This is a genomic window from Jiangella mangrovi, from assembly GCF_014204975.1.
In the GTDB taxonomy this organism is placed as follows: Bacteria; Actinomycetota; Actinomycetes; order Jiangellales; family Jiangellaceae; genus Jiangella; species Jiangella mangrovi.
In genome coordinates this window covers 2,129,492-2,152,888 of sequence record NZ_JACHMM010000001.1, presented here as the reverse complement: position 1 = coordinate 2,152,888, position 23,397 = coordinate 2,129,492, and the positions used below count along the sequence as shown (strand labels likewise).

The window sequence follows — 23,397 nt, the reverse complement described above, 5'->3', positions numbered from 1 at the left end:
AACAAAACCCTTGACTCAGTCAACGACATTCTGGAGGAGCAGCGCCGTCGTCACCGGGCCGACGCCGCCGGGGACCGGCGTCAGGGCCGACGCAACCGACGCGACCGCCGGGTCGACGTCGCCCGCGAGCCCGCCGTCGGGCGTCGGGTTGGTGCCGACGTCGACGACGACCGCCCCGGCACGGACGTGCTCGGGGGTGATCAGGTGCGTGCGGCCCACCGCCGCCACCAGCACGTCCGCCGTCGACGTCACGGCCGCGAGGTCGCGCGTGCGCGAATGGCACACCGTCACCGTCGCGTCGCGGTCGAGCAGCAGGTGCGCCAGCGGCTTTCCGACGACGGCGGACCGGCCGACCACGACGGCCCGCGCCCCGGCGAGGTCGACGGCGTACTCGTCCAGCAGGGCGACGACGGCGGCCGCGGTGGCCGGCGCATAGGCGGGCCGGCCCACGGCGAGCCGCCCCAGCGAGAGCGGGTTGGCGCCGTCGACGTCCTTGGCCGGGTCGATGGCGCCGGACACCTCGGCGAGCGCGAGGCCGGCCGGCAGCGGCGTCTGCAGCATGACGCCGTCGACGGCGTCATCCTGGCTGAGAGCGGTGAGCCGGGCCGTGATGTCGCCCGCCGTCGCCAGAGGGCCCAGGTCGGCGACGTCGCAGTCGATGCCCACTTTGCCGGCCGCGGACGCGAGCGACCGGACGTACCAGGCGCTCGCCTCGTCGTCGGTGGCCGTGACGATGACCAGCCGAGGGGCACGCCCACCGGCCCGCCGGGCACCGGCCAGTTCCGTCACCCGCGCACGGATCCGGGCGGCGAGCTCCCTCCCGCCGAGCGGCTGGGCCGTCACGCCCCCACCTGCCGGCGCACCGCGGCCGTCACCTCGTCGGCCCGGGCCGCGAGGTCGTCGACCTCGCCCGCCGTCGCCGCCAGCCGCTCGCGCACGGCCTGGTCGGTGACGCCGGAGAGGTTGATCTCGACGTTCAGCCGGGCCGTCGTCGCCGCGGCCCGGGCGGCCTCGGCTGCGGCCGCGACGTCGGTGACCACGTTCCGGTTGCCGACCGGCAGCAGCTCCTCGGCCATGGCGACCAGGTGCGACGCCGCGACGATGACGGCGGCGGGCGGCTCGGCGGCCGCGGCCAGCGCCGCCGCGATCGCCTCGGAGCGGGCCGCCTTCTCCTCGTCGGTCTCGCGCGGGAGCTGGTAGGTCTCGGTGACGGCGAAGAACGCCTCGGCGTCGTCCTCGGCCAGCTCGAGAGCGTCGGTGCGCAGCGCGTCGGCCTTGACCAGGACCCGCTCGACGACGTCGGCGTGCTCCTCGTACTTCGGGCCGGTGCTGTAGCGGGCCACCATGCCCAGCAGCGCCGCCGACTGCGCGGCGTGCAGGGCCGCGACGGCGCCGCCGCCCGGCGCCGGGACACGGTCGGCCAGGCTGTCCAGGAAGGCGCCGATGGTCTCGTCGCGCACGGGGTCTCCTCGGGTCGGCTGGAGGCTCGCTCGCCGTACCCAGTCTCTCCCGCGCCGACACGTTTCGCTCCCGGCACACGTTGTCTCAGTGAGTTCAGTCGGTGAGACAACCCTCACGGTTTGGCGCGCCGGAGGCTGATCATGAAGGCAGTGGCGCCAACCCCCGTACGCCACCACAACTGAAGAGGCGGCGATCATGACGAGAGCCATCGAGACCCTGCTGACTCGCGCCGTGGATCGCGCGGTCTTCCCGGGTGCGGTCTGGGCCGTCGGCGATCCCGACGGCGTGCGCGCCCAGGGAGCCTGCGGCCTGCTCGACCCCACGGTGCCCGACGACCCCATGCGGGCCGACACCGTCTTCGACCTCGCCAGCCTGACCAAGATCGTCGCCGTCTGGTCCTGCATCGGCACGCTGTGGGAGGCCGGCGCCCTCAACCTCGACCGCCCGCTCACGCAGTACCTGCCCGACCTCGACGGCTACGACCTCGGCGGCGTCACCGCCCAGCAGCTGCTCACCCACACCGCCGGTGTGCCGCTGCGGGCCAACCTCGAGGCGCTGTACGGCACCGAGCGCACCGCCGTCGAGCGTGGGATCCTCCGCGAGCGGCTCCGGCACCGCCCCGGCCAGGTCGTCGAGTACACCGACCGCGCCGCGTTGGTCCTCGGCATCCTCGCCGAACGGCTCAGCGGCCTCCGGCTCGACGTGCTGAGCCGCGAGTACGCGTGGGACGCCCTGCACATGCGGTCGACGGCGTTCGGCCCGGTCCCGGCCGCCGACGTCGCACGATGCGCCCCGACGGAGTGGGACGAGCCGTCCGGGCGGCACCTGCGCGGGACGCCGCACGACTACTCGGCCCGCCTGCTGGGCGTGTGCGGCAGCGCGGGCGTCTTCTCGGACGTGGGCGACCTCGGCCGCTTCCTGCGCTACCTGCTGGCCCCGGACCAGGCACCGCGGCGGCCCGGGTTCGGCCCGGCCTGGGTGAAGGAGTCGCTCAAGGTCCAGACCGGGACGCTGCACCCGACGCGCGGGCTGTTCTGGCACCCCGCGCCCGCGCCGGCCGGCGTCGACGGGAGCGAGGTGTGGGCGCACTTCGGCTTCACCGGGACCGCCATGTGGGTGTCGCTGCGGCGGCGACGGTGGGCGGTGCTGCTGACCAACAAGCTCTACTACACCCGCGACAGCCACCCGATCCTCGACGTCCGCACGTCGTTCGCCCGCCTGGCCTTCGACCTCTGAGGCCGGGGCAGGCCCGAGCCCGCGCCAGAGATCGGCCGTCCGGATGGGTGGGTCGCGCCGGATGTGCGATTCGCCCGTGACCGATGCGCCGCGACGGGCCGGCGTGTTCTATGCTCCCGGCGGCTGCATCGCGGTGGATCGGGCGCCTCTCGCCCGCGGGCCGGACCTCATGACGCGAATGAGACCTCGCTCACGACGCAACGCCTGCGTACCAATGTGACGAATGTGGCGTCCGTTAACTCATGGCTGAGATATCGTTCCGCTCGTGGCAGACGACTACCGCAGCCAGATCGGGCGGCTGATCCGCGACTCGCGGCAGCACCGGGGCTGGACCCAGAGCCAGCTCGCCGACGCGCTCGGCACCAGCCAGAGCGCGATCCACCGCATCGAGCACGGACAGCAGAACCTGAGCCTCGAGATGATCGCGCGCATCGGCGAGTCGCTGGACAAGCAGATCGTGTCGCTCGCGCCGCCGCAGGGGCCGGTGCACCTGCGGGTCAGCGGCGGGCAGCGGCTCAGCGGCAGCATCGAGGTGCGGTCCAGCAAGAACGCCAGCGTCGCGCTGCTGTGCGCCAGTCTGCTGAACAAGGGCAAGACCACCCTGCGCGGCATCGCGCGCATCGAAGAGGTCAACCGCATCATCGAGGTGCTGCAGAGCATCGGCATCGGCACCCGCTGGCTGGGCGGGGGCCGCGACCTCGAGATCACGCCGCCCGAGCGGCTCGACCTCGACAGCATGGACGTCGAGGCGGCCCGGCGCACCCGCAGCGTCATCATGTTCCTCGGTCCGCTGCTGCACCGCGAGGTCCGGTTCAAGCTGCCCTACGCCGGGGGCTGCAACCTCGGCACCCGCACTGTCGAGCCGCACATGTCCGCGCTGCGCCCGTTCGGCCTCGAGCTGAAGGCGACCGGTGGCTACTACCACGCCGAGGTCGACCGCTCGATGTCGCCGCACCGGCCCATCGTGCTGATCGAGCGCGGCGACACCGTCACCGAGAACGCCCTCATGGCGGCCGCGCGCGACGAGGGCGTCACCGTCATCCGCAACGCCAGCTCCAACTACATGGTCCAGGACCTCTGTTTCTTCCTGACCCGCCTCGGCGTGCGCATCGAGGGCATCGGCACCACGACGCTGACGGTGCACGGGCGTTCCGAGATCGACGTCGACGTCGACTACGCGCCGTCCGAGGACCCGATCGAGGCGATGAGCCTGCTGGCCGCCGCCATCGTCACGGGCTCGGAGATCACGGTGCGCCGGGCGCCCATCGAGTTCCTCGAGATCGAGCTCGCGCTGCTCGAAGAGATGGGTCTCGACTACGACCGCAGCGGCGAGTACGTCGCGGCGAACGGCGAGACGCGCCTGGTCGACCTCACGGTGCGCCCGTCGAACCTGCGCGCGCCGCACGACAAGATCCACCCGATGCCGTTCCCCGGCCTGAACATCGACAACCTGCCGTTCTTCGCGCTCATCGCGGCCACGGCCAACGGCCAGACGATGATCCACGACTGGGTCTACGAGAACCGCGCCATCTACCTCACCGAGCTGACGAAGCTCGGCGGCAACGTCACGCTGCTCGACCCGCACCGGGTGCTGGTCGAGGGTCCGACGCGGTGGTCCGGGACGGAGATCATCTGCCCGCCGGCGCTGCGTCCGGCCGTCGTGGTGCTGCTGGCGATGATGGCCGCGAAGGGCACGTCGGTGCTGCGCAACGTGTACGTCATCAACCGCGGCTACGAGGACCTGGCCGCCCGGCTGTCCGTGCTCGGCGCCCGCATCGAGGCGTTCCGCGACATCTGACCGATTTCTTCCGATTCCGTGTCACAACCGGGCGCGGCTGGGCACTTACCCCCACGTGGCGTGCCACCTCACCCCGTTCAACGGGGGACGGGTGAGGGGCGCGGTGCCGTCGCCGGGAGGTCACCTCGCCTGGCTGGTAGGACGCACCCGACGCGACACCGCGAGGGGTCAGGGCGCCGTCACGCCCTGGCCCCGCCGCCGTCCCGGCCGGCCGGCAACGCCTCGAACGGTCATGTCCGATTCCCGCTAGAAACCGGAGCCTCCGGCGGGTGAGACTGGACGCATGCTGGATGAAGAGGCGTGTTACCGCGCAGTTCAGGGCCGCGACGCCCGATTCGACGGTGTCTTCTACATCGGCGTCACCTCGACCGGCATCTACTGCCGCCCGAGCTGCCCGGCCATGACCCCGAAGCGCCAGAACGTGCACTTCTACCGCACCGCCGCGCAGGCGCAGACGGCCGGCTTCCGGGCCTGCCGGCGCTGCCGGCCCGACGCGACGCCGGGCTCGGCGGAGTGGAACGTCCGCGCCGACGTCGTCGGCCGGGCGATGCGCCTGATCGCCGACGGCGTCGTCGACCGCGACGGCGTGGCGGGGCTCGCGGGCCGGCTGGGCTACAGCGAGCGCCAGGTGCACCGGACGCTGGTCGAGGAGGTCGGCGCCGGCCCGCTGCGGCTGGCGCGGTCGCAGCGCGCGCACACGGCGCGGGTGCTCCTCGAGACCACCGAGCTGCCGGTCACCGAGATCGGCTTCGCCGCCGGGTTCTCGAGCATCCGCCAGTTCAACGACACGATCCGCGAGGTCTACGCGCTTACGCCGAGCGAGCTGCGCGGCAGAGCGCGCCGGGCCGGCCGGCACAAGACCCCGGGCACCATCGAACTGCGGCTGGCCTACCGGCAGCCGGCCGACCTCCGCGGCGTGCTCGACTTCCTGGCGCCGCGGGCGGTGCCCGGCATCGAGGAGGTCGACGGCGACACCTACCGGCGCAGCCTGACGCTGCCGCACGGCACGGGGGTCGCCGAGCTGACGCCGCGGGACGGCTACGTGCAGGCGACGCTCCGGCTGGCCGACCCGCGCGACCTGACGGCGGCGGTGGCCCGCTGCCGCCGGGTGCTGGACCTCGACGCCGACCCCCAGGCCGTCGACGACCTGCTCGGCGCCGACCCCGCGCTCGGCCCGCTGGTGGCCGCGCACCCGGGGCGGCGGGTCCCGGGCACCGTCGACGGCGACGAGCTCGCGGTCCGCGGGGTGCTGGGCCAGCAGATCTCCGTGCTGGCGGCGCGCACCGTCGCCGGCCGGCTGGTGGCCGAGCACGGCAAGCCGCTGGACGCGCCGGTCGGCACCGTCACCCATGCGTTCCCGACGGCGTCCGTCCTGGCCTCCGTCGACCCGTCGTCGTTCCCCATGCCACGCAGCCGGCAGCGCACGCTGCACGAGCTGACCAGCCGGCTGGCCGACTGCAGCCTCCGCCTCGATCCCGGCGTCGACCGCGACGAGGCCGAGCGGCAGCTGCTCGACGTGCCCGGCATCGGCCCGTGGACGGCTCGCTACGTGCGCATGCGGGCGCTCGCCGATCCCGATGTCTTCCTTCCCACCGACCTCGGCGTCAAGCACGCCATGGCCGGGCTCGGGCTGCCGTCCGATCCGCGGGCGGTCGCCGACCTGGCCGAGAACTGGCGGCCGTGGCGCTCGTACGCGCTGCTGCATGTCTGGTCCACCCTCTGAAAGGCAGATCATGACCACGTACTGGACCACCATCGACAGCCCCGTCGGCACGCTCTGGCTCACCGGCGACGGAACCGCGCTGACCGGCCTCTACATGGAGCGGCCCGCTGTGCTCGACCTGCCCGGCTGGGTCGAGGACGACACCTCGTTCGCCGCGGCCCGCGAGCAGCTGGCCGCGTACTTCGCCGGCGAGCTGCGGGAGTTCTCGCTGCCGCTCAACCCCGTCGGCACCCCGTTCCAGCAGCAGGTCTGGGCGGCGCTGCGGGCGATCCCGTACGGCGAGACCCGCAGCTACCGCGAGATCGCCGAGCAGCTGGGCCGCCCGACGGCGTCGCGTGCGGTGGGCGCCGCGAACGGCCGCAACCCGATCTCCGTCATCGTCCCCTGCCACCGCGTGGTCGGCTCGTCCGGCGTGCTGACGGGGTACGCCTGGGGTCTGGAGCGCAAGCGGGCGCTGCTGGACCTCGAGGTCACCGCACGCTGACGCCGTCGGCGCCCGTCACCACTCCCAGCCGTCGTGCCTGAGGGCGCTCTCGATCATCAGCCGCCGGATCGCGGGCGGCGCGTCGGGAAGCGGCAGCCCGGCCAGCCGCGCGGCGTCGGCCAGCAGGTCGTCGTACGCGCGGGTGGCCGCGGCCAGGTGATGGGCTCGCGCCCAGCGGCCCTGGTCGCGCTCGAGCCGGCGGATCTCGCCGACGACGCGGGTGAGGCGGAGCTGGACGGTAAGCGTCTCGAACGGGTCGGCCATGACGACGGGCGCGGACCGGCCACCGGGCCAGCGCCTGCGCAACGCCCGGGTGAGGTCGTGGAAATGCGACTCCATGGTGGGCTCCTGACCAGCATCGTAGCCAGCCTGGTCCGGCTTGACGAGGGGTTTGTCGGTGTCGTGTGCGAGGGTGAGGCATGCCCGAAGGCGACACCGTCTGGCTCGCCACCCGGAGGCTGCACGACGCGCTGGCCGGCGACGTCCTGGTCCGCACCGACTTCCGGGTGCCGCGGCTGGCCACGACCAACCTCTCCGGGCGCACGGTGGTCGAGTCGGTGGCGCGCGGCAAGCACCTGCTCACCCGGATCAGCGGCGAGCTGACGTTGCACACGCATCTGCGCATGGACGGCGCCTGGCGGGTGTTCGGCGCCGGGCAGCCATGGCGTGGCGGGCCGGTGTTCCAGATCCGGGTCGTGCTGGCGACGGCGAAGCGCGAGGCGGTCGGCTACCGGCTCCCCGTCGTCGAACTGATCCGCACGTCCGACGAGTCCACCGTCGTCGGCCACCTCGGCCCGGATCTGCTCGGGGCGGACTGGTCCGCGGACGAGGCGCTGGCGCGGCTGCTGCGCACTCCGTCGCGGCCCGTCGGCGAGGCGCTGCTGGACCAGCGGGTGCTGGCCGGCATCGGCAACATGTACATGGCCGAGCTGTGCTTCCTGGCCGCGGTGTCGCCGTACGCGCCGGTCTCCGCGGTGGCGGACCTTCCGGCGCTCGTCGACGACGCGCACCGGCTGCTGCACGCGGGCATCGAGACCCGCCGCCAGGTGACGACCGGCGATCCGCGGCCGGGCAGGCAGCACTGGGTGTACCGCCGGGCGCGGCGGCCGTGCTGGAAGTGCGGCACCCCGATCCGCACCGGCTCCATCGGCACCGCGCCGCAGGACCGGGTCAGCTTCTGGTGCCCGCGCTGCCAGCCGGCTCCCTGACCGCCGAGATGCGGCCCGGGACCTGAACGCCATAACCTTTCTGGGGAAGACGAGGGGGCTCGTCACGTGACCGAAAGGTTTGCTGCCGCATGCCCCTCCATGCCTTCGCCGACGAATCCATTCGGACGTCGGCGAACGTGTACGTCCTTGCCGCGCTCCTGATCGACGAGGCCGACATGACGTCGGTGCGTGTGGAGGCGCGTCTGCTCGGCAAGGGTTCCCAGCCACGATTCCACTGGCGTGACCAAGTTCCTGCCGACCGGCGCAAGGCAGCGGCCTTCGTCCTCGGGCTACGCCTGAACCACCTCGTGGTCGTGGGTGCCGGGATCGATCCGCGACGGCAGGAACGCGCCCGCCGCAAGTGCCTCCACGAGCTGCTGACCCAGCTCGAGAACCAAGGTGTCGAGCACGCCTGGCTGGAGTCGCGCGACCCGGTGAGTGACGGACGAGACATCGCAGCGGTGCGCGCGTTTCGTGCCGCCCACCTGATCAGTGAGATCCGCGTCGAGCACGAGCACGCCGTCAATGAGCCGCTGCTTTGGGTAGCGGACCTGGTCGCTGGTGCCGTCGGCGCTGCCGAGGCCGGTGAGCCTCAGTACAAGCTGATCATCGCGGATGGAGTGACCGAGCACCGCATCGAGGTCGACTGAAAGCGCGAGGCCGAGGCCCCGGTATACCCCGGGTTCCTCGGCCCTACTTCCGACCGCTCCGAAGCGGTCAGCTTGCTTACAGAATAGCGTATGCCCCTCGATCTGGCCCGAGTGTCAGGCGCGCTCGACGGTGACGTTGGAGGGGAACTCGCGGCCGGCGAACTTGCCGATCGCGTAGGTCGAGAAGGCGTCGATGCCCGCGGCGACCGCGCCGCCGACCAGCGGCACCCGGCGCACCAGGGCCAGCGTCGCGTGCTTGCCGCCGATGCGGGCCACCAGCTGCGACGTGACGGCGGCGACCGCGCGCTCGACGACCGCGGGGTCGGGCTCGTTGATGCCGGTGGCGATGTCGAACGGCCGGCCCGGGAGGTCGCGCCCGCGCAGCGACTCCTCGACGCCGTCGCGGCCGAGCAGAGTGACGAGCGCCGCCGTGCGGACCCGGGGGTCGGCGAGGTCGTAGCCGCGCAGGTGCGCGATGGCGGCGGCCATGCGCAGGTGCAGGATGGCGATGCCGGCGATGTTGGCGGGGACCGTCACCGGCATGGCGACGACGCCGCCGACGTTGGTGACGAAACCCTGCACGCCGGCCAGCCGGACGTGCTGCTCGACGACGTCGCGGATGGCGAGCTCGACGTCGCCGCGCTTGTCGAGGTGCCGGCGGGCGATCTCGCGTGCACCCGGGAAACCGGGGAAGCCCTCGATGGCCCGGGACATGAACTGGTTCGCACCACGCGCGGCCACGAGGGGCGCGGCCCGGCGCGCCGCGGTCGTGCCCGCCCAGGTACCGATGGTCCGTCGCACACCCATGCCTCCACTGTACGTGCGCGCGCCCGCGATCGGATTACGCTGACGAAGGACCGCAGTAGTCGTGACGGTGCCGGAAGGAGGGCCTGTGCCCGTCGAGCCACCGCCGACGCGATGGGAGCTGCCGAGCACGTCCGGCGACGACGACCTCGTCGCGTTCGGCGCCGATCTCGAGCCGGGGACGCTGCTGGCGGCGTACCGCAACGGCCTGTTCCCCATGCCGGTCGACCAACTTCTCGGCCGCGCCACCGACCTCGCCTGGTGGTCGCCGAACCCGCGCGGCGTGCTGCCCATGGGCGGGCTCAAGGTGTCGCGGTCGCTGCGGCAGTCGACCCACAGGTTCGAGGTGCGCGTCGACACCGCCTTCCACGACGTCATCGAGGCGTGCGCCGACCCCACCCGGCCGGGCGCCTGGATCAGCGACGACATCCGCAAGGCCTACGAGCGGCTGCACCGGCTCGGCTGGGCGCACTCCGTCGAGGCGTGGACCGCCGACGGCCGGTTGGCCGGCGGGCTCTACGGCGTCGCGATCGGCGGGCTGTTCGCGGGCGAGTCGATGTTCCACGCGCGCCAGCGGTGGGGCCGCGACGCCTCCAAGGTCGCCCTCGTCGCGCTGGTCGAGATCATGCGCGCCGAACACCCCGTCGGCCGGCTGCTCGACGTGCAGTGGGGTACGCGCCACCTCGCCAGCCTCGGCGTCGTCGAGATCCCGCGGCCCGAGTACCTCAGCCGGCTGCGCCGCGCCCTCGAGCTGCCGCTCCCCCCGGCGTTCGCCGAACGCGCCGCGCACAGGGCACACTGAACCCATGCCGGAACTGCCGGAGGTCGAAGCGCTCGCCGCCTTCCTGCGCGAGAAGGCCGTGGGCAAGACCGTCGCTCGCGTCGACGTCGCCGCCATCAGCGTGCTCAAGACCTTCGACCCGCCCCTCACGGCGCTCGGCGGGCTCACCGTCACCAGCGTGAGCCGCCACGGCAAATTCGTCGACCTCGACTGCGACGGCGTGCACCTCGTCATCCACCTCGCCCGGGCCGGCTGGCTGCGCTGGAGCGACGCGCTCTCGCCGAAGCCGCCCAAGCCGGGCAGCGGGCCGCTCGCGCTGCGCGTCCACCTCGACGACGAGTCCGGCTTCGACCTCACCGAGGCCGGCACCCGCAAGCGGCTGGCGGTCTACGTGGTGCGCGACCCCGCCGACGTGCCCGGCATCGCCCGCCTCGGCGTCGACCCGCTCTCCGACGAGTTCACCATCGACCGCCTGCAGCAGATCCTCACGAAGGCCGGCCGGGCCCAGATCAAGGGCGTCCTGCGCGACCAGGCGGTCATCGCCGGCATCGGCAACGCCTACTCCGACGAGGTGCTGCACGCCGCGAAGCTGTCGCCGTTCCAGCCGTCGTCCGCCCTCGACGCCGACGGCGTGGCGAACCTGCACGCCGTCATCATCGACGAGCTGACGACGGCGCTGAAGCGGGCCGAGGGACTCGCCGCCAAGGACCTCAAGGACAGCAAGCGCACCAACATGCGGGTGCACGGCCGCACGGGCGAGACCTGCCCGGTCTGCGGCGACGTCGTCCGCGAGGTGTCCTTCGCCGACTCCTCGCTGCAGTACTGCGCCACCTGCCAGACCGGCGGCAAGATCCTCGCCGACCGGCGCATGTCCAAGCTGCTCAAGTAACCGTCACAGCCCGGCGGCGACGGCGCGCGCCTGCCGTCTCGCGGTGGCCCGCCCGGCGGCCACGTCGCCCGTCGTCGCGTCGGGCCGCAGCTCGATCGTCCGGACGTCGTCCACGCCGGCCCAGCGCAGCCAGCCCTCCAGGTACGAGGTCTGGAAGTCCGCACCGAACGCCGGGCCGCGGCCGGGCGCGTACACGGCGCTCGTGTAGACGATGACCGCCTTCTTGCCGCGCAGCAGTCCCCGGTAGCCGTCGGCCGGGTCGAACGCGAACACCAGGCCGGGCTGGCTCACGACGTCGATGAACTGCTTGAGCACGTACGGCACGCCGTGGTTCCACATCGGGACACTGAACAGGTAGTGGTCGGCGGCGTCGAAGCGGGCGAACGCGGCTGTGACGTGCTGCCACACCTCGCGCTGCGCGGCGTCGAGGTCCTGCCCGCCGAAAACCGCCATCTTGGCGTGCGCCGCCGTCGGGCCGAACTCCGGCAGCGTGCCGTCCCACAGGTCCCACCGGGTGACGGCGTGGTCCGGGTGGGCCTCCCGGTAGGCGGCGACGAAGTCGTTCGCCAGGTCCAGCGATTCCGAGGCGGTGCCGCGGGGCGAGGCGGAGAGATGCAGCAGGGACGACATGGGCGGTCCTTTCTGGACTACAGTCCGGTTCGTGTCCAGTGATAAGACCGGACCACGGTCCGCTTATTCCGCGCTGGTCGAGCTGCGCTCCACGCCACCGCACGAGCGGGCCGACGCCGCCCGCAACCGGGTCGCCGTGCTCGACGCGGCCGCCCGGCTCTTCGCGGCCCAGGGCGTCGACGGCGTGACGATGGACGCCGTCGCGGCCGCCGCCGGCGTGGGCAAGGGCACGGTGTTCCGCCGGTTCGGCGACAAGGCCGGGCTGGCGGTCGCCCTGCTGGACGAGCGGGAGCGCGAACTCCAGGAGGCGATCCTGTCCGGCCCGGCGCCGCTCGGCCCCGGCCCCCTGAGCGACGACGGCGTCAGCCCCGGTGACCGCCTGGCCGCCTTCGTGGACGCCTACCTCGACTACGCGCTGGCCCATCTCGACCTGCTGCGGATGTCCGAGACGGCCTCGCCGGGCGCGCGCTACCGGATCGGGGCGTACCGGTTCTGGCATCGGCACGTCGCGCTGCTGCTCACGGCCGCCGCACCCGGCGGCGACGCGGAGGCGCTGGCGCACGCCGTCCTCGCGCCGCTGGCCGCCGAGCACCTGCGCGCGGTCGTGGCCGAGCTCGGCGCCGAGCGTGCCCGGGCCGCAGCGCACACCGTCGTCGCCGGTCTGCTCGTCTAGCGCGGAACGGGTGGATTTGTTAGCGTTCACAGCACGCTGCCGACAAGGTGAGAAGGGGTGGGTATGACGCATGGGACGGCCGGCCGGAGCCCGGTCATGGCCGACGTCGCGCGGATCGCGGGCGTCTCGCACCAGACGGTGTCCCGCGTCCTCAACCACCACCCCAACGTCCGCCCGACCACCCGCGACCGCGTCCTCGCCGCCATCCAGGAGCTCGGGTACCGGCGCAACCTGTCGGCCCGCGCGCTGGTGACCCGGCGCACCAACACCCTCGGCGTCGTCGCGTTCGACACCACGCTGTACGGGCCGGCCAGCACGCTGTTCGGGCTCGAACAGGCCGCCCGCGACGCCGGCTACTTCATCAGCATCGTCAGCCTCAAGACCATCAACCGCAAGACCGTCGGCGAGGCTCTGGACTACCTCGCCGCACAGGCGGTCGACGGGCTGATCGCCATCGCGCCGCAGGTCGAGGCCGCGGCCGCCGTCTCCGCGCTCGAGGGCACCGTCCCCGTGGTCGCGGTCGAGGGCGGCGAGGCCGGCGGCATGCCCGTCGTCGCCGTCGACCAGATGCACGGCGCCGAGCTGGCCACACAGCACCTGCTCGACCTCGGGCACCGCACCGTCTGGCACGTCGCCGGGCCGGTCGACTGGCTCGAGGCCGAGGGCCGCCGTGACGGCTGGCGGGCTGCGCTTGAGTCCGCCGGGGCCGAGGTCCCGCCGGTCGTCGAGGGCGACTGGAGCCCGCGCTCGGGCTACGAGGCGGGCCGGCACATCGCCGCCGAGGCCCGGGCCGGCCGCGCCACCGCGGTCTTCGTCGCCAACGACCAGATGGCGCTCGGCCTGCTGCGTGCGCTGCACGAGGCCGGCGTCAGGGTGCCGCACGACGTCAGCATCGTCGGCTTCGACGACATCCCGGAGTCGGAGTTCCTCACGCCGCCCCTGACCACGGTGCGCCAGGACTTCGCCGAGGTGGGTCACAAGAGCATCGCGCTGCTGCTCGACCTCATCGACACCGGCCCCCGGACGGAGGCGGAGCGCATCGTCGTCCCGCCGGCACTCGTCATCCGCAGCAGCACGACGGCCCCTGCGGCCACCGCCTGAGACCCGACCGGACGATAATGCGCAGCATCGGAAAGAACCGCCCCGAGGAGACATTGTGAGCGATAACAACGGCGACGCGGTGGTCGTCGGCGTCGACTACGGAACGCTGTCCGGACGGGCCGTGGTGGTCCGCGTCTCCGACGGCGCGGAGCTCGGCAGCGCCGTCCACGCGTACACACACGGCGTCGTCGACCGCGAGCTGCCCGGCACCGGCGAGCGGCTGCCACCGGACTGGGCGCTGCAGGTCCCGTCGGACTACATCGACGTGCTGAAGACGGCGGTCCCGCAGGCCGTGGCCGAGGCCGGCGTCGACCCGGCGAACGTCATCGGCATCGCCACCGACTTCACCGCCTGCACCATGGTCCCGACGCTGGCCGACGGCACGCCGCTGAACGAGCTACCGCAGTTCGCCGGTCGCAAGCACGCCTACATCAAGCTGTGGAAGCACCACGCCGCCCAGTCGCACGCCGACCGCATCAACACGCTGGCGGCCGAGCGCGGCGAGTCCTGGCTGCCGCGCTACGGCGGGCTGATCTCCTCGGAGTGGGAGTTCGCCAAGGGCCTGCAGCTGCTCGAGGAAGACCCGGAGGTCTACGCGGCCACCGAGCGCTGGGTCGAGGCCGCCGACTGGATCGTCTGGCAGCTCTGCGGCACCTATGTCCGCAACGCCTGCACCGCCGGCTACAAGGGCATCCGTCAGGACGGCGGCTACCCGTCGCGCGAGTTCCTGGCCGCGCTGAACCCGGAGTTCGCCGGGTTCGTCGAGGACAAGCTGGACCAGCCCATCGGCCAGCTCGGCGACCGCGCCGGCGGGCTGACGGCGCAGGCCGCGCAGTGGACCGGGCTGCCCGAGGGCATCGCCGTCGCCGTCGGCAACGTCGACGCGCACGTGACGGCGCCGGCCGCCCAGGCGGTCGAGCCGGGCCAGATGGTCGCGATCATGGGCACGTCGACCTGCCACGTCATGAACGGCGACGTGCTGCGCGAGGTGCCGGGCATGTGTGGCGTCGTCGACGGCGGCATCATCGCCGGGCTGCAGGGCTACGAGGCCGGGCAGAGCGGCGTCGGCGACATCTTCGGCTGGTTCGTCGACAGCTCCGTCCCCGCGAGCTACGCCGCCGAGGCCGCCCAGCGCGGCCAGAGCGTCCACGACTACCTCACCGAGCTGGCGGCGGCGCAGCAGGTCGGCGAGCACGGGCTGATCGCGCTGGACTGGCAGAGCGGCAACCGCTCGGTGCTGGTCGACCACGAGCTGTCCGGCGTGGTCGTCGGCCAGACGCTGGCCACGAAGCCCGAGGACGTCTACCGCGCGCTCATCGAGGCGACGGCGTTCGGCACCCGCACCATCATCGACACGTTCAACGCCTCCGGCGTCGAGGTGACCGAGCTGATCATCGCCGGCGGGCTGCTGAAGAACCGGCTGATCATGCAGATCTACGCCGACGTCACCGGGCTGGCGCTCAGCGTCATCGGCTCCGAGCAGGGCCCGGCGCTCGGCTCGGCCATCCACGCCGCGGTCGCGGCGGGCGCCTACCCCGACGTCCGGGCCGGCGCGGCCGCCATGGGCAACGTCGAGCGCGGGGTCTTCCAGCCCGACCCCGACCGCGCGAAGGCCTACGACGCGCTCTACGCCGAGTACGTGACGCTGCACGACTACTTCGGCCGCGGCGGCAACGACGTCATGCACCGGCTCCGGGCGATCAAGCGCGCGGCGGTGGCCCGATGACGCTCGCGTTCGCGGAGCTGCGCCGCAAGGTCTGCGACCTGCACGCGGAGCTGACCCGCAACCAGCTGGTCACCTGGACCTCGGGCAACGTGTCCGGCCGGGTGCCGGGCGAGGACCTGTTCGTCATCAAGGCGTCCGGTGTGAGCTACGACGAGCTCACACCGGAGGCGATCGTCGTCTGCGACCTCGACGGCAAGCTCGTCGACGGCGAGCTGTCGTCGTCGAGCGACACCGACGCGCACGCCTACGTCTACCGGAACCTGCCGGAGGTCGGCGGTCAGGTGCACACGCACTCGACCTACGCGACGGCGTGGGCGGCGCGGGCCGAGCCGATCCCGTGCGTCCTGACGGCCATGGCCGACGAGTTCGGCGGCGAGATCCCGGTCGGCCCGTTCGCCCTCATCGGCGACGACTCCATCGGCCGCGGCATCGTCGAGACCCTGACGGGGCACCGCTCGCCCGCGGTGCTCATGCAGAATCACGGCGTCTTCACCATCGGCAAGGACGCCCGCGCGGCCGTCAAGGCGGCCGTGATGTGCGAGGACGTGGCCAGGACGGTGCACATCGCCCGGCAGCTCGGCGAACCTCTGCCGATCCCGGCCGAGGACATCGACCGGCTGTACGACCGGTACCAGAACGTCTACGGGCAGTGACCCGGCGACCCCCCACGAGGAGATGACGATGGACGACGTGTTCGGTCAGCGCGAAGTCTGGTTCCTGACCGGTAGTCAGGGGCTGTACGGCGAGGACACGCTGCGACAGGTGGCCGAGCAGTCTCAGGAGGTCGCCCGCGCCCTCGACGAGGCCGGCGACATCCCAGTGCGCGTGGTGTGGAAGCCGGTGCTCACCTCGGCCGACGCGATCCGCCGCGTCGCGCTCGAGGCCAACGCGGACGACTCCTGCGTCGGGCTGATCGCCTGGATGCACACGTTCTCGCCGGCGAAGATGTGGATCGCCGGCCTCGACGCGCTGCGCACGCCGCTGCTGCACCTGCACACGCAGGCGAACCGGTCGCTGCCGTGGGCCGAGCTCGACATGGACTTCATGAACCTCAACCAGGCCGCGCACGGCGACCGCGAGTTCGGCTACATCCAGGCCCGGCTCGGTGTCGCCCGCTCGACCGTCGCCGGCCACGTCAGCGACCCCGGCGTGGTGAGCCGCGTGGCCGACTGGGTGCGCGCCGCCATCGGCTACACCGAGGTGCACCAGCTGAAGCTCGCACGCTTCGGCGACAACATGCGCGACGTCGCCGTCACCGAGGGCGACAAGGTCGAGGCGCAGCTGCGCCTCGGCGTCTCCGTCAACACCTACGGCGTCAACGACCTCGTGGCGGTGGTCGACGACGCCAGCGACGCCGAGGTCGACGCGCTGGCCGCCGAGTACGAGGACACCTACGCCCTCGCGCCGGAGCTGCGCAAAGACGGCGACCGGCACGAGTCGCTGCGCTACGCCGCGCGCATCGAGGCCGGCCTGCGCTCGTTCCTGACGCAGGGCGGGTTCCGGGCCTTCACCACGAACTTCGAGGACCTCGGCGGGCTGCGCCAGCTCCCCGGCCTCGCGGTCCAGCGGCTCATGGCCGACGGCTACGGCTTCGGCGGCGAGGGCGACTGGAAGACGTCGGTCATGGTCCGGACGCTCAAGACCATGGCCGCCGGGCTGCCGGGCGGCACGTCGTTCATGGAGGACTACACGTACCACTTCGGGCCGGGCGAGCCGAAGATCCTCGGGGCGCACATGCTCGAGGTCTGCCCGTCCATCGCCGGGGCGACGCCGTCGTGCGAGATCCATCCGCTGGGCATCGGCAACCGCGAGGACCCGGTCCGGCTGGTGTTCGACGCCGCCCCCGGCCCGGCCGTCGTGGTCGGGCTGGCCGACGTCGGCGACCGGTTCCGGCTGGTCGCCAACGAGATCGACGTCGTGCCGCCGGACGAGCCGCTGCCGAACCTGCCGGTGGCGCGCGCCGTCTGGAAGCCTCGGCCGAGCCTGTCGACGTCAGCGGAGGCCTGGCTGACCGCCGGCGGCCCGCACCACACCGTCCTGTCGCAGGCGATCGGCTCGGACGTGCTGTCCCTTTTCGCCGACATGGTCCGCACCGAGCTGCTGGTCATCGACGCCGACACGACGGCCCGTCAGTTCCGCAACGAGCTGCGCTGGAACCAGGCCTACCACCGGCTGGCCCAGGGCTTCTGATCGACCGCTGGGGCCGCTCGTCGCCGCGCTGACGGCGGGCGGCCCCGCAGGGGCAAACCGTGGGCCGATACCCCTTGTGAGGCCCACCACTTTTCGTGTCAAATGTGGCATAGTACTTTCGGACTCGCCGGACCCAGTCTGGGTCGTCAGCTCTGACGCTCACCGGCCGTAAGACCACACAGCCCGCCGCACCCGGGCAACGGTGCAAGAGGAGGGGAGACGACCGGCGGTCATTGTTACCGCTAACACGCAGCCATCAGGGTCGTCACGACCACCCGCAGTGCCGAGCTCGCAATGAAGGGAACGAAGCATGACCATCGAGAAGCCAGGCCTGAGCCGCCGTACGTTCGTGCGCGCATCCGCGATCGGCGCGGCCGCGGTCGCCACCACGCAGGCCATCCCGGGTGCCGCTGCCGCAGCGGCGGAGACCACGGGCACGGCCGCCGACGCGACCGCCGCCACCGCCCCCTACGTCGGTGCAGGCAGCAACGCCCCCGTCCGGCCCTTCTGGCTGCATGAGGTCAAGCTGGGCACCGGTCTGCTGCAGGAGAAGCGCGACCGCATGAAGGCGTTTCTGCAGGCGTACGACGAGCGCCGCTTCCTGGTGCTCTTCAACCAGCAGGCCGGCCGGCCGAACCCGGCCGGGGTGTCGAACCCGGGCGGCTGGGAGAACGGCGGCCTGCTGAGCGGGCACTGGGCCGGCCACTACATGAGCGCCCTCGCCCAGGCCTACGCCGACCAGGGCGAGCAGGTCTTCAAGACCAAGCTCGACTGGATGGTCACCGAGCTCGCCGCGTGCCAGGCGGCCATCACCGCCCGCATGACCGCGGAGCCGGAGGAGCCGGAAGAGCCCGAGGAGCCGGTCATCGGCCGGGTGCCGGGCCGGTTCGGCAACGGCCTGCGGCTCAACGGCGGCAGCGCGGCCGAGCACGTGCGGCTGCCCCAGGAGGCGGTCTCGCAGCTCACCGACTTCACGATCGCGACCTGGGTCAACCTCGCCTCAACGACGAGCTGGAGCCGGATCTTCGACTTCGGCACCGGCACCACCGTCAACATGTTCCTGACCGCTCGCGCCTCGGGTGGCCTGCCCCGGTTCGCCATCACGACCAGCGGCGGCAGCGGCGAGCAGCTGATCAACGGCACGTCGCAGATCCCGACCGGCCAGTGGGTGCACATGGCCGTCACCCTGAACGGGACCGTCGGCACGCTCTACGTCAACGGCGCGGTGTCCGGCACCAACACCAACATCACGCTGAACCCGACGAACCTCGGCGCGCCGGGCAACGTCTGGATCGGCCGGTCGCAGTACGGCGACCCCATGCTCAACGCGACCATCGACGAGTTCCACATCTTCGACCGGGCGCTGAGCGCGGCCGAGGTCCAGTCGCTGCAGGACTCGCCGGCGGGCACCACTGGCGGCGGCAACATCGCCTGGTACCGCTGCGACGAGACCGAGGGCTCCACGCTGCTGGACTCCTCGCCGAACGGCCGCGGCGCGGGCATCGTGCCGGTGCCCAACGAGGACGACCAAGAGCTGTGGAAGCCGGTCTACCCGGGCTACGTGGGCGCCATCCCGGAGGACGCCGTCATCCGCCTGGCGCCCCCGCGCTTCGCCGTCTACGGCGGCAACCTCAACACCAACGTCTGGGCGCCATGGTACACGCAGCACAAGATCATGCGCGGCCTGCTGGACGCGTACTACCTGACCGGCAACCAGACCGCGCTCGACGTCGTCACCAAGATGGCGAACTGGGCGCACATGGCCCTCACCACCGGCGACAAGAACCACCCGCAGTACACGGGGCCGATCACCCGCAGCGACCTCAACTACATGTGGGACACCTACATCGCCGGCGAGCTCGGCGGCGCCAACGAGATCTTCCCGGAGATCTTCGCGCTGACCGGTGACGAGCAGCACCTCGACACCGCGAAGCTCTTCGACAACCGCGAGTCGCTGTTCGACGCGGCCGTCGAGGACCGCGACATCCTCGTGCTGACCAACCCGAGGGACTACGGCCGGCGCCGGCCGAACCGGCTGCACGTCAACATGCATGTGCCGAACTTCACCGGTTACCTGCGCATCTTCGAGCAGTCCGGCGAGCAGGACTACTTCGACGCGGCGAAGCACTTCTTCACCTGGATCGTCCCGCACCGGATGTTCAGCCACGGCGGCACCGGCGGCGACGTCCCGGGCTTCAGCTCGAACATCGAGATGTTCCAGAACCGGGACAACATCGCCAACGCGATCGCCCAGGGCGGCGCCGAGACCTGCTCCGTCTACAACGTGTCCAAGCTGGGTCGCAACCTGTTCTTCCACACGCAGGACGCGGCGTACATGGACCACTACGAGCGCGCGCTGTTCAACCAGCTCGCCGGGTCGCGCGGTGACACGACCAGCGTCAGCAACCCGCAGGTGACCTACTTCCAGCCACTGACGCCGGGGGCGAGCAAGTCCTACAGCCAGACCGGCACCTGCTGTGGCGGCACGGGCCTGGAGATCCACACGAAGTACCAGGAGTCCGTCTACGCGAGGTCCGCCGACGGTTCGGCCCTCTGGGTCAACCTGTACGTGCCGTCGACGCTGACCTGGGCCGAGAAGGGTCTCGTCGTCTCGCAGGAGACGGCCTTCCCGCGCCAGGACAGCACGCGGATCACCATCCAGAGCGGCGGCGGCCTGTTCGACCTCAACCTCCGGGTCCCCGCCTGGGTGGAGCGCGGGTTCACCGTGCAGATCAACGGCCGTCCGGCACCGATCCGGTCGGCCGAGCCGGGCACCTACTCGACGATCCGCCGCACCTGGCGGCCCGGGGACGTCATCGACATCTCGATGCCGTTCAGCATCCGGATCGAGCGGGCCATCGACCGGCCGGACACCCAGTCCATCATGTGGGGCCCGCTCCTCATGCCGATCCTCGGCAGCCCGGGTGCCGCCGGCACCTACCGTCAGCTGTCGCTGTACAAGGACCTCAAGCTCGACGGCGACTACTCGCGGACGGCCATCACGTCGGCCGGCCGCAGCGCCGCGGGCGACCAGCTGTTCGAGACGCACGGCCTCGGTCTGCGTCCGTGGTACGTCGGCGACACCCAGCGGCACTCGGCGTACTTCCGCCGCGTCGAGCCGCAGATCGTCTTCGGCAGCATCGACTCCGGTGTGCCGAACGTGAAGCGGAACGACGGGCTGCCGAAGTACGACGTCCCGGTCACCGGCATCCCGCAGCCGGGCACCGACGGCCTGACGTTCCTCGACGTCGTGTGGGACAACGCGCCGTTCAAGAACCACGGCGCGTTCGTCTCGACGGTCGCGAAGACGGCCGACGAGTTCGTCGGCCTCGGCCTGCTGACCGAGGACCAGAAGGACACGCTGGTCTCGACGGCCGCCAGCCAGGCCGTCCGGGCCGAGCTCGCGGTCTGAGCCGGCGGTTCCGACGCACCACCACGGGAGCCCCTTCGCCCGGCCACGCGCCGGGTGGAGGGGCTCTCCCCGTACGCTTTGCACGACCTCATCGAAGGCGGGACAGTGACTGACGATTTCGGGCCCATGGAGCTGTGGGAGCCGCAGACCCGCCGCGATCCGTACCCGTTCTACGCCCGCGTGCGTGCCGCCGGCCGTCCCGTCCCGCAGTACGACCCGGCCGGCAACCGGTTCTGGATCGTCGCCCGCCACGCCGACGTGCTCGAGGGCCTGCAGCACCCGGACATCGGGCACGAGCTGCACCGGCACCAGGAGCGCGACGTGTCGCCCTGGGACGAGCCGAGCCCGACCGAGCACATCTCGTCGCGCCAGCTCATCGCCCTGGACCCGCCCGACCACACGCGGCTGCGGCGCCTGGTCAGCACGGCGTTCACCCCCCGCACGGTGGCCCGGCTCGAGGACTGGATCGCCGGGGTCGCCGCCGACCTCGTCGCCCGGGCCCGCGCGCTGGGCGGCTTCGACGCCGTCACCGATCTGGCCGACCCGCTCCCCGTCAACGTCATCGCGCAACTGGTCGGCGTGCCCGACGAGGACCGGGCCCGGTTCCGCGAGTGGTCGGCCGTCATCGTGTCCGCGTCGGACTGGGACGGCTCGGCCACGCTGGCCTTCGCCGACTACATCGATGACCTCGCCGCACGGAAGCGGGCCGAGCCGCGGGACGACCTGCTTTCCGGGTTGGTCGCGCTCGAGGCCCAGGGCGACGCGCTCGATCGGAACGAGCTGGTCGCCATGGTGCAGCTGCTGCTCATCGCCGGCCAGGAGACCACCGTCGACGTCATCGCCAACGGCCTGCGGCTGCTGCTCACGCACCCGGAGCAGTGGCAGGACCTCCGCGACGATCCGTCGATCGCGGGCGCCGTCGTCGAAGAGGTGCTGCGCTTCCGCGGGCCGGTCGAGATCGTCCCGCCGCGCTTCGCGTTCCGCGACATCGAGCTCGCCGGCGGGACGATCCCCGCGTTCGAGCGGGTGGGCCTGTCACTGTGGGGCGCCAACCGCGACCCCGAGGTCTTCACCGACCCCGACGTGTTCGACATCCACCGCACCGACGTCTCGCACCACATCGCCTTCGGCCACGGCATCCACTTCTGCCTGGGCGCGCCGCTGGGCCGGCTGGAGGCGCGGCTCATGCTCGAGGCCGTGGCCCGCGAGCTGCCGGACCTGCGCCTCGCGCCCGGCGCCGGCGACGCCCAGGACGTCCGGCTGCACCACGGGGGCGTGCTCCCGCTCGAGGTGGGGAATGGATCTTGACCAGGCCTTGTGTGAGCGGTAACAATGATCTTGTCCGCACACACCCCGTCATTGACCCGCACGGGCGCTCGCATCTGTTGTTAGCGCTCACATTCCTGGCGTCCGGTGGTCGGTGACAGGTCCCATGGGAGGGGATCCATGTCGAACGCACCTTCCGCAGCACGAGGTGCCACAGCAATGATCGCGGTGATGGCCGCCGCGGCCCTGATGGCGAGCGGCTCGCAGGTGGCCGGCGCGGCGCCGACCGTGCCGAGCCCGACCCCGTCGGACCGCCTCGCCGCCCGAGACGGCGAAGCCCTGGTCGTGGCGTCGGACGGCACCGTCAGGTCGTGGGACGGCGATCCGTTCGCGGCGCCGGTCACGATCTCGGGGCTGAGCGACGTCATCGCCGTGTCGGCCGGCGGTGACCACAGTCTGGCGCTGACCTCCACCGGTGAGGTGTGGGCGTGGGGGGGTGAACTCCTCCGGCCAGCTGGGCGACGGCACCACCACCGACCGCGCCACGCCCGTCCAGGTCGACGACACCAACCTCACCGACGTCGCGGCCATCTCCGCCGGCGAGGACCACAGCCTGGCCATCGACGCGAACGGCGTCGCCTGGGCGTGGGGCGAGAACTCCTCCGGCCAGCTGGGCGACGGCACCACGACCGACCGCAGCGCGCCGGTCCAGGTCGACGACACGAACCTCGGCACCGTCACGGCCGTCTCCGGTGGTGGCGCGCACAGCCTGGCCGTCGACTCCCACGGCCTCGTCTGGTCGTGGGGCGACAACGCCTTCGGCCAGCTGGGCGACGGCACGACGACCGACCGCATCACCCCCGTCCAGGTCGACGACACGAACCTCACCAACGCCACCGCCATCTCCGCGGGCGGCGCGCACAACCTGGCCATCCAGAACGGGGCCGTCTGGGCGTGGGGCGACAACTTCTGGGGCCAGCTCGGTGACGGCACCTTCGACGACAGCTCCGTCCCGGTGCAGGCGGCGACGGGATTCAACGCGGGGTGGACCGACATCTCCGCCGGGTACGACCACAGCGTGGCCACCTACGGCACCGAGGTCTACACCTGGGGTTACGTCGTCAAGGGTCCGTGCTGCCTGGCCGAACCGATCGCGCTCGACGGCCTGACCGACACCGTCGCCATCACGGCCGGCCCCACCGGGTGGTTCGGTCCGCACCTTGCCGTCCAGTCCGACGGCACGGCCTGGTTCTGGGGGGAGGCCTTCTTCAGCCCCGAGGAGGCACCGGACTTCGACTGGTAGATCGTCAGGTGCAACGGCTCGGGCCGGTCCCGTCCAGTCGACTGGACGGAACCGGCCCGAGT

General features: G+C 72.1%; 21 protein-coding genes and 1 pseudogene. 17 read left to right on the top strand and 5 right to left on the bottom strand.

Annotated elements, in window-relative coordinates; all coding sequences use genetic code 11:
• Window positions 1-15 precede the first annotated feature (15 nt).
• Together HD601_RS35605 and HD601_RS09980 are read right to left on the bottom strand one after the other, a co-directional pair.
• Window positions 16-843: a tetrahydrofolate dehydrogenase/cyclohydrolase catalytic domain-containing protein gene (locus tag HD601_RS35605; protein ID WP_184821460.1), complete on the bottom strand. Its 828-nt coding sequence runs from the start codon at window positions 841-843 to the stop codon at window positions 16-18.
• Window positions 840-1,460: a cyclodeaminase/cyclohydrolase family protein gene (locus HD601_RS09980; RefSeq protein ID WP_184821459.1), complete on the bottom strand. Its 621-nt coding sequence runs from the start codon at window positions 1,458-1,460 to the stop codon at window positions 840-842. Before HD601_RS09980 ends, HD601_RS35605 begins: the two co-directional genes overlap by 4 nt.
• Window positions 1,461-1,656: 196 nt before the next feature.
• Here HD601_RS09980 and HD601_RS09975 point away from each other — a divergent pair, with 196 nt between their 5' ends.
• The 4 genes from HD601_RS09975 (at window position 1,657) to HD601_RS09960 (ending at window position 6,702) form a co-directional block, all read left to right on the top strand.
• Complete coding sequence (locus HD601_RS09975; RefSeq protein WP_184821458.1) at window positions 1,657-2,697, top strand: serine hydrolase domain-containing protein; 1,041 nt, start codon at window positions 1,657-1,659, stop codon at window positions 2,695-2,697.
• A gap of 265 nt (window positions 2,698-2,962) precedes the next feature.
• Window positions 2,963-4,495 carry a UDP-N-acetylglucosamine 1-carboxyvinyltransferase gene (locus HD601_RS09970; RefSeq protein ID WP_184821457.1) on the top strand — a complete coding sequence of 511 codons (1,533 nt, stop codon included), beginning with the start codon at window positions 2,963-2,965 and terminating at the stop codon, window positions 4,493-4,495.
• Window positions 4,496-4,778: 283 nt separating this feature from the next.
• A complete protein-coding gene (locus HD601_RS09965; RefSeq protein ID WP_184821456.1) occupies window positions 4,779-6,218 on the top strand; it encodes a DNA-3-methyladenine glycosylase 2 family protein in 1,440 nt (479 codons plus the stop codon).
• A 10-nt stretch (window positions 6,219-6,228) separates the two neighbouring features.
• Window positions 6,229-6,702: a methylated-DNA--[protein]-cysteine S-methyltransferase gene (locus tag HD601_RS09960; RefSeq protein ID WP_184821455.1), complete on the top strand. Its 474-nt coding sequence runs from the start codon at window positions 6,229-6,231 to the stop codon at window positions 6,700-6,702.
• 15 nt (window positions 6,703-6,717) lie between these two features.
• Here the strand turns inward: HD601_RS09960 and HD601_RS09955 are convergent, their stop codons facing one another.
• On the bottom strand, window positions 6,718-7,041 hold the full coding sequence (locus tag HD601_RS09955) for a hypothetical protein (RefSeq protein WP_184821453.1): 324 nt from the start codon (window positions 7,039-7,041) through the stop codon (window positions 6,718-6,720).
• 80 nt (window positions 7,042-7,121) lie between these two features.
• Between HD601_RS09955 and HD601_RS09950 the strand changes: the two genes are divergently transcribed.
• Together HD601_RS09950 and HD601_RS09945 are read left to right on the top strand one after the other, a co-directional pair.
• The gene (locus HD601_RS09950) at window positions 7,122-7,910 is read left to right on the top strand and encodes an Fpg/Nei family DNA glycosylase (RefSeq protein ID WP_184821452.1); all 789 of its coding nucleotides are present in this window, start codon (window positions 7,122-7,124) and stop codon (window positions 7,908-7,910) included.
• Between the two features lie 89 nt (window positions 7,911-7,999).
• The gene (locus HD601_RS09945; protein WP_184821450.1) at window positions 8,000-8,560 is read left to right on the top strand and encodes a hypothetical protein; all 561 of its coding nucleotides are present in this window, start codon (window positions 8,000-8,002) and stop codon (window positions 8,558-8,560) included.
• A gap of 114 nt (window positions 8,561-8,674) precedes the next feature.
• Here HD601_RS09945 and HD601_RS09940 read toward each other — a convergent pair whose 3' ends face one another.
• A complete protein-coding gene (locus HD601_RS09940; RefSeq protein ID WP_184821448.1) occupies window positions 8,675-9,367 on the bottom strand; it encodes an EcsC family protein in 693 nt (230 codons plus the stop codon).
• Between the two features lie 85 nt (window positions 9,368-9,452).
• Between HD601_RS09940 and aat the strand changes: the two genes are divergently transcribed.
• Both aat and HD601_RS09930 read left to right on the top strand, forming a co-directional pair.
• Window positions 9,453-10,166, top strand: a complete 714-nt coding sequence (aat, locus tag HD601_RS09935) for a leucyl/phenylalanyl-tRNA--protein transferase (protein ID WP_184821446.1) — start codon at window positions 9,453-9,455, stop codon at window positions 10,164-10,166.
• A gap of 4 nt (window positions 10,167-10,170) precedes the next feature.
• Window positions 10,171-11,034, top strand: coding sequence for an Fpg/Nei family DNA glycosylase (locus HD601_RS09930; protein WP_184821444.1), 864 nt, complete (start codon window positions 10,171-10,173; stop codon window positions 11,032-11,034).
• A 3-nt stretch (window positions 11,035-11,037) separates the two neighbouring features.
• On the opposite strand, the gene HD601_RS09925 is transcribed toward HD601_RS09930, so the two are convergent.
• A complete protein-coding gene (locus HD601_RS09925) occupies window positions 11,038-11,664 on the bottom strand; it encodes an FMN-dependent NADH-azoreductase (RefSeq protein WP_184821441.1) in 627 nt (208 codons plus the stop codon).
• A gap of 31 nt (window positions 11,665-11,695) precedes the next feature.
• On the opposite strand from HD601_RS09925, the gene HD601_RS09920 reads away from it, so the two are divergent.
• From HD601_RS09920 to HD601_RS35600, 9 genes and pseudogenes are all read left to right on the top strand, one after another.
• Window positions 11,696-12,337 carry a TetR family transcriptional regulator gene (locus HD601_RS09920; RefSeq protein ID WP_221440774.1) on the top strand — a complete coding sequence of 214 codons (642 nt, stop codon included), beginning with the start codon at window positions 11,696-11,698 and terminating at the stop codon, window positions 12,335-12,337.
• Window positions 12,338-12,400: 63 nt separating this feature from the next.
• Window positions 12,401-13,438, top strand: coding sequence for a LacI family DNA-binding transcriptional regulator (locus HD601_RS09915; protein WP_184821437.1), 1,038 nt, complete (start codon window positions 12,401-12,403; stop codon window positions 13,436-13,438).
• Between the two features lie 55 nt (window positions 13,439-13,493).
• Window positions 13,494-15,164, top strand: a complete 1,671-nt coding sequence (gene araB / locus HD601_RS09910; protein ID WP_221440772.1) for a ribulokinase — start codon at window positions 13,494-13,496, stop codon at window positions 15,162-15,164.
• On the top strand, window positions 15,161-15,817 hold the full coding sequence (locus HD601_RS09905; RefSeq protein WP_184821435.1) for an L-ribulose-5-phosphate 4-epimerase: 657 nt from the start codon (window positions 15,161-15,163) through the stop codon (window positions 15,815-15,817). Before araB ends, HD601_RS09905 begins: the two co-directional genes overlap by 4 nt.
• A gap of 28 nt (window positions 15,818-15,845) precedes the next feature.
• Window positions 15,846-17,354 carry an L-arabinose isomerase gene (gene araA, locus HD601_RS09900; protein ID WP_221440770.1) on the top strand — a complete coding sequence of 503 codons (1,509 nt, stop codon included), beginning with the start codon at window positions 15,846-15,848 and terminating at the stop codon, window positions 17,352-17,354.
• 310 nt (window positions 17,355-17,664) lie between these two features.
• Window positions 17,665-20,766, top strand: a complete 3,102-nt coding sequence (locus tag HD601_RS09895) for a beta-L-arabinofuranosidase domain-containing protein (protein ID WP_184821431.1) — start codon at window positions 17,665-17,667, stop codon at window positions 20,764-20,766.
• A gap of 105 nt (window positions 20,767-20,871) precedes the next feature.
• Window positions 20,872-22,074: a cytochrome P450 gene (locus tag HD601_RS09890; RefSeq protein WP_184821429.1), complete on the top strand. Its 1,203-nt coding sequence runs from the start codon at window positions 20,872-20,874 to the stop codon at window positions 22,072-22,074.
• A gap of 138 nt (window positions 22,075-22,212) precedes the next feature.
• A pseudogene (locus HD601_RS36245) lies at window positions 22,213-22,494 on the top strand (hypothetical protein); the annotation flags it as partial.
• A gap of 34 nt (window positions 22,495-22,528) precedes the next feature.
• On the top strand, window positions 22,529-23,335 hold the full coding sequence (locus tag HD601_RS35600) for an RCC1 domain-containing protein (RefSeq protein ID WP_184821427.1): 807 nt from the start codon (window positions 22,529-22,531) through the stop codon (window positions 23,333-23,335).
• Window positions 23,336-23,397: the final 62 nt, after the last annotated feature.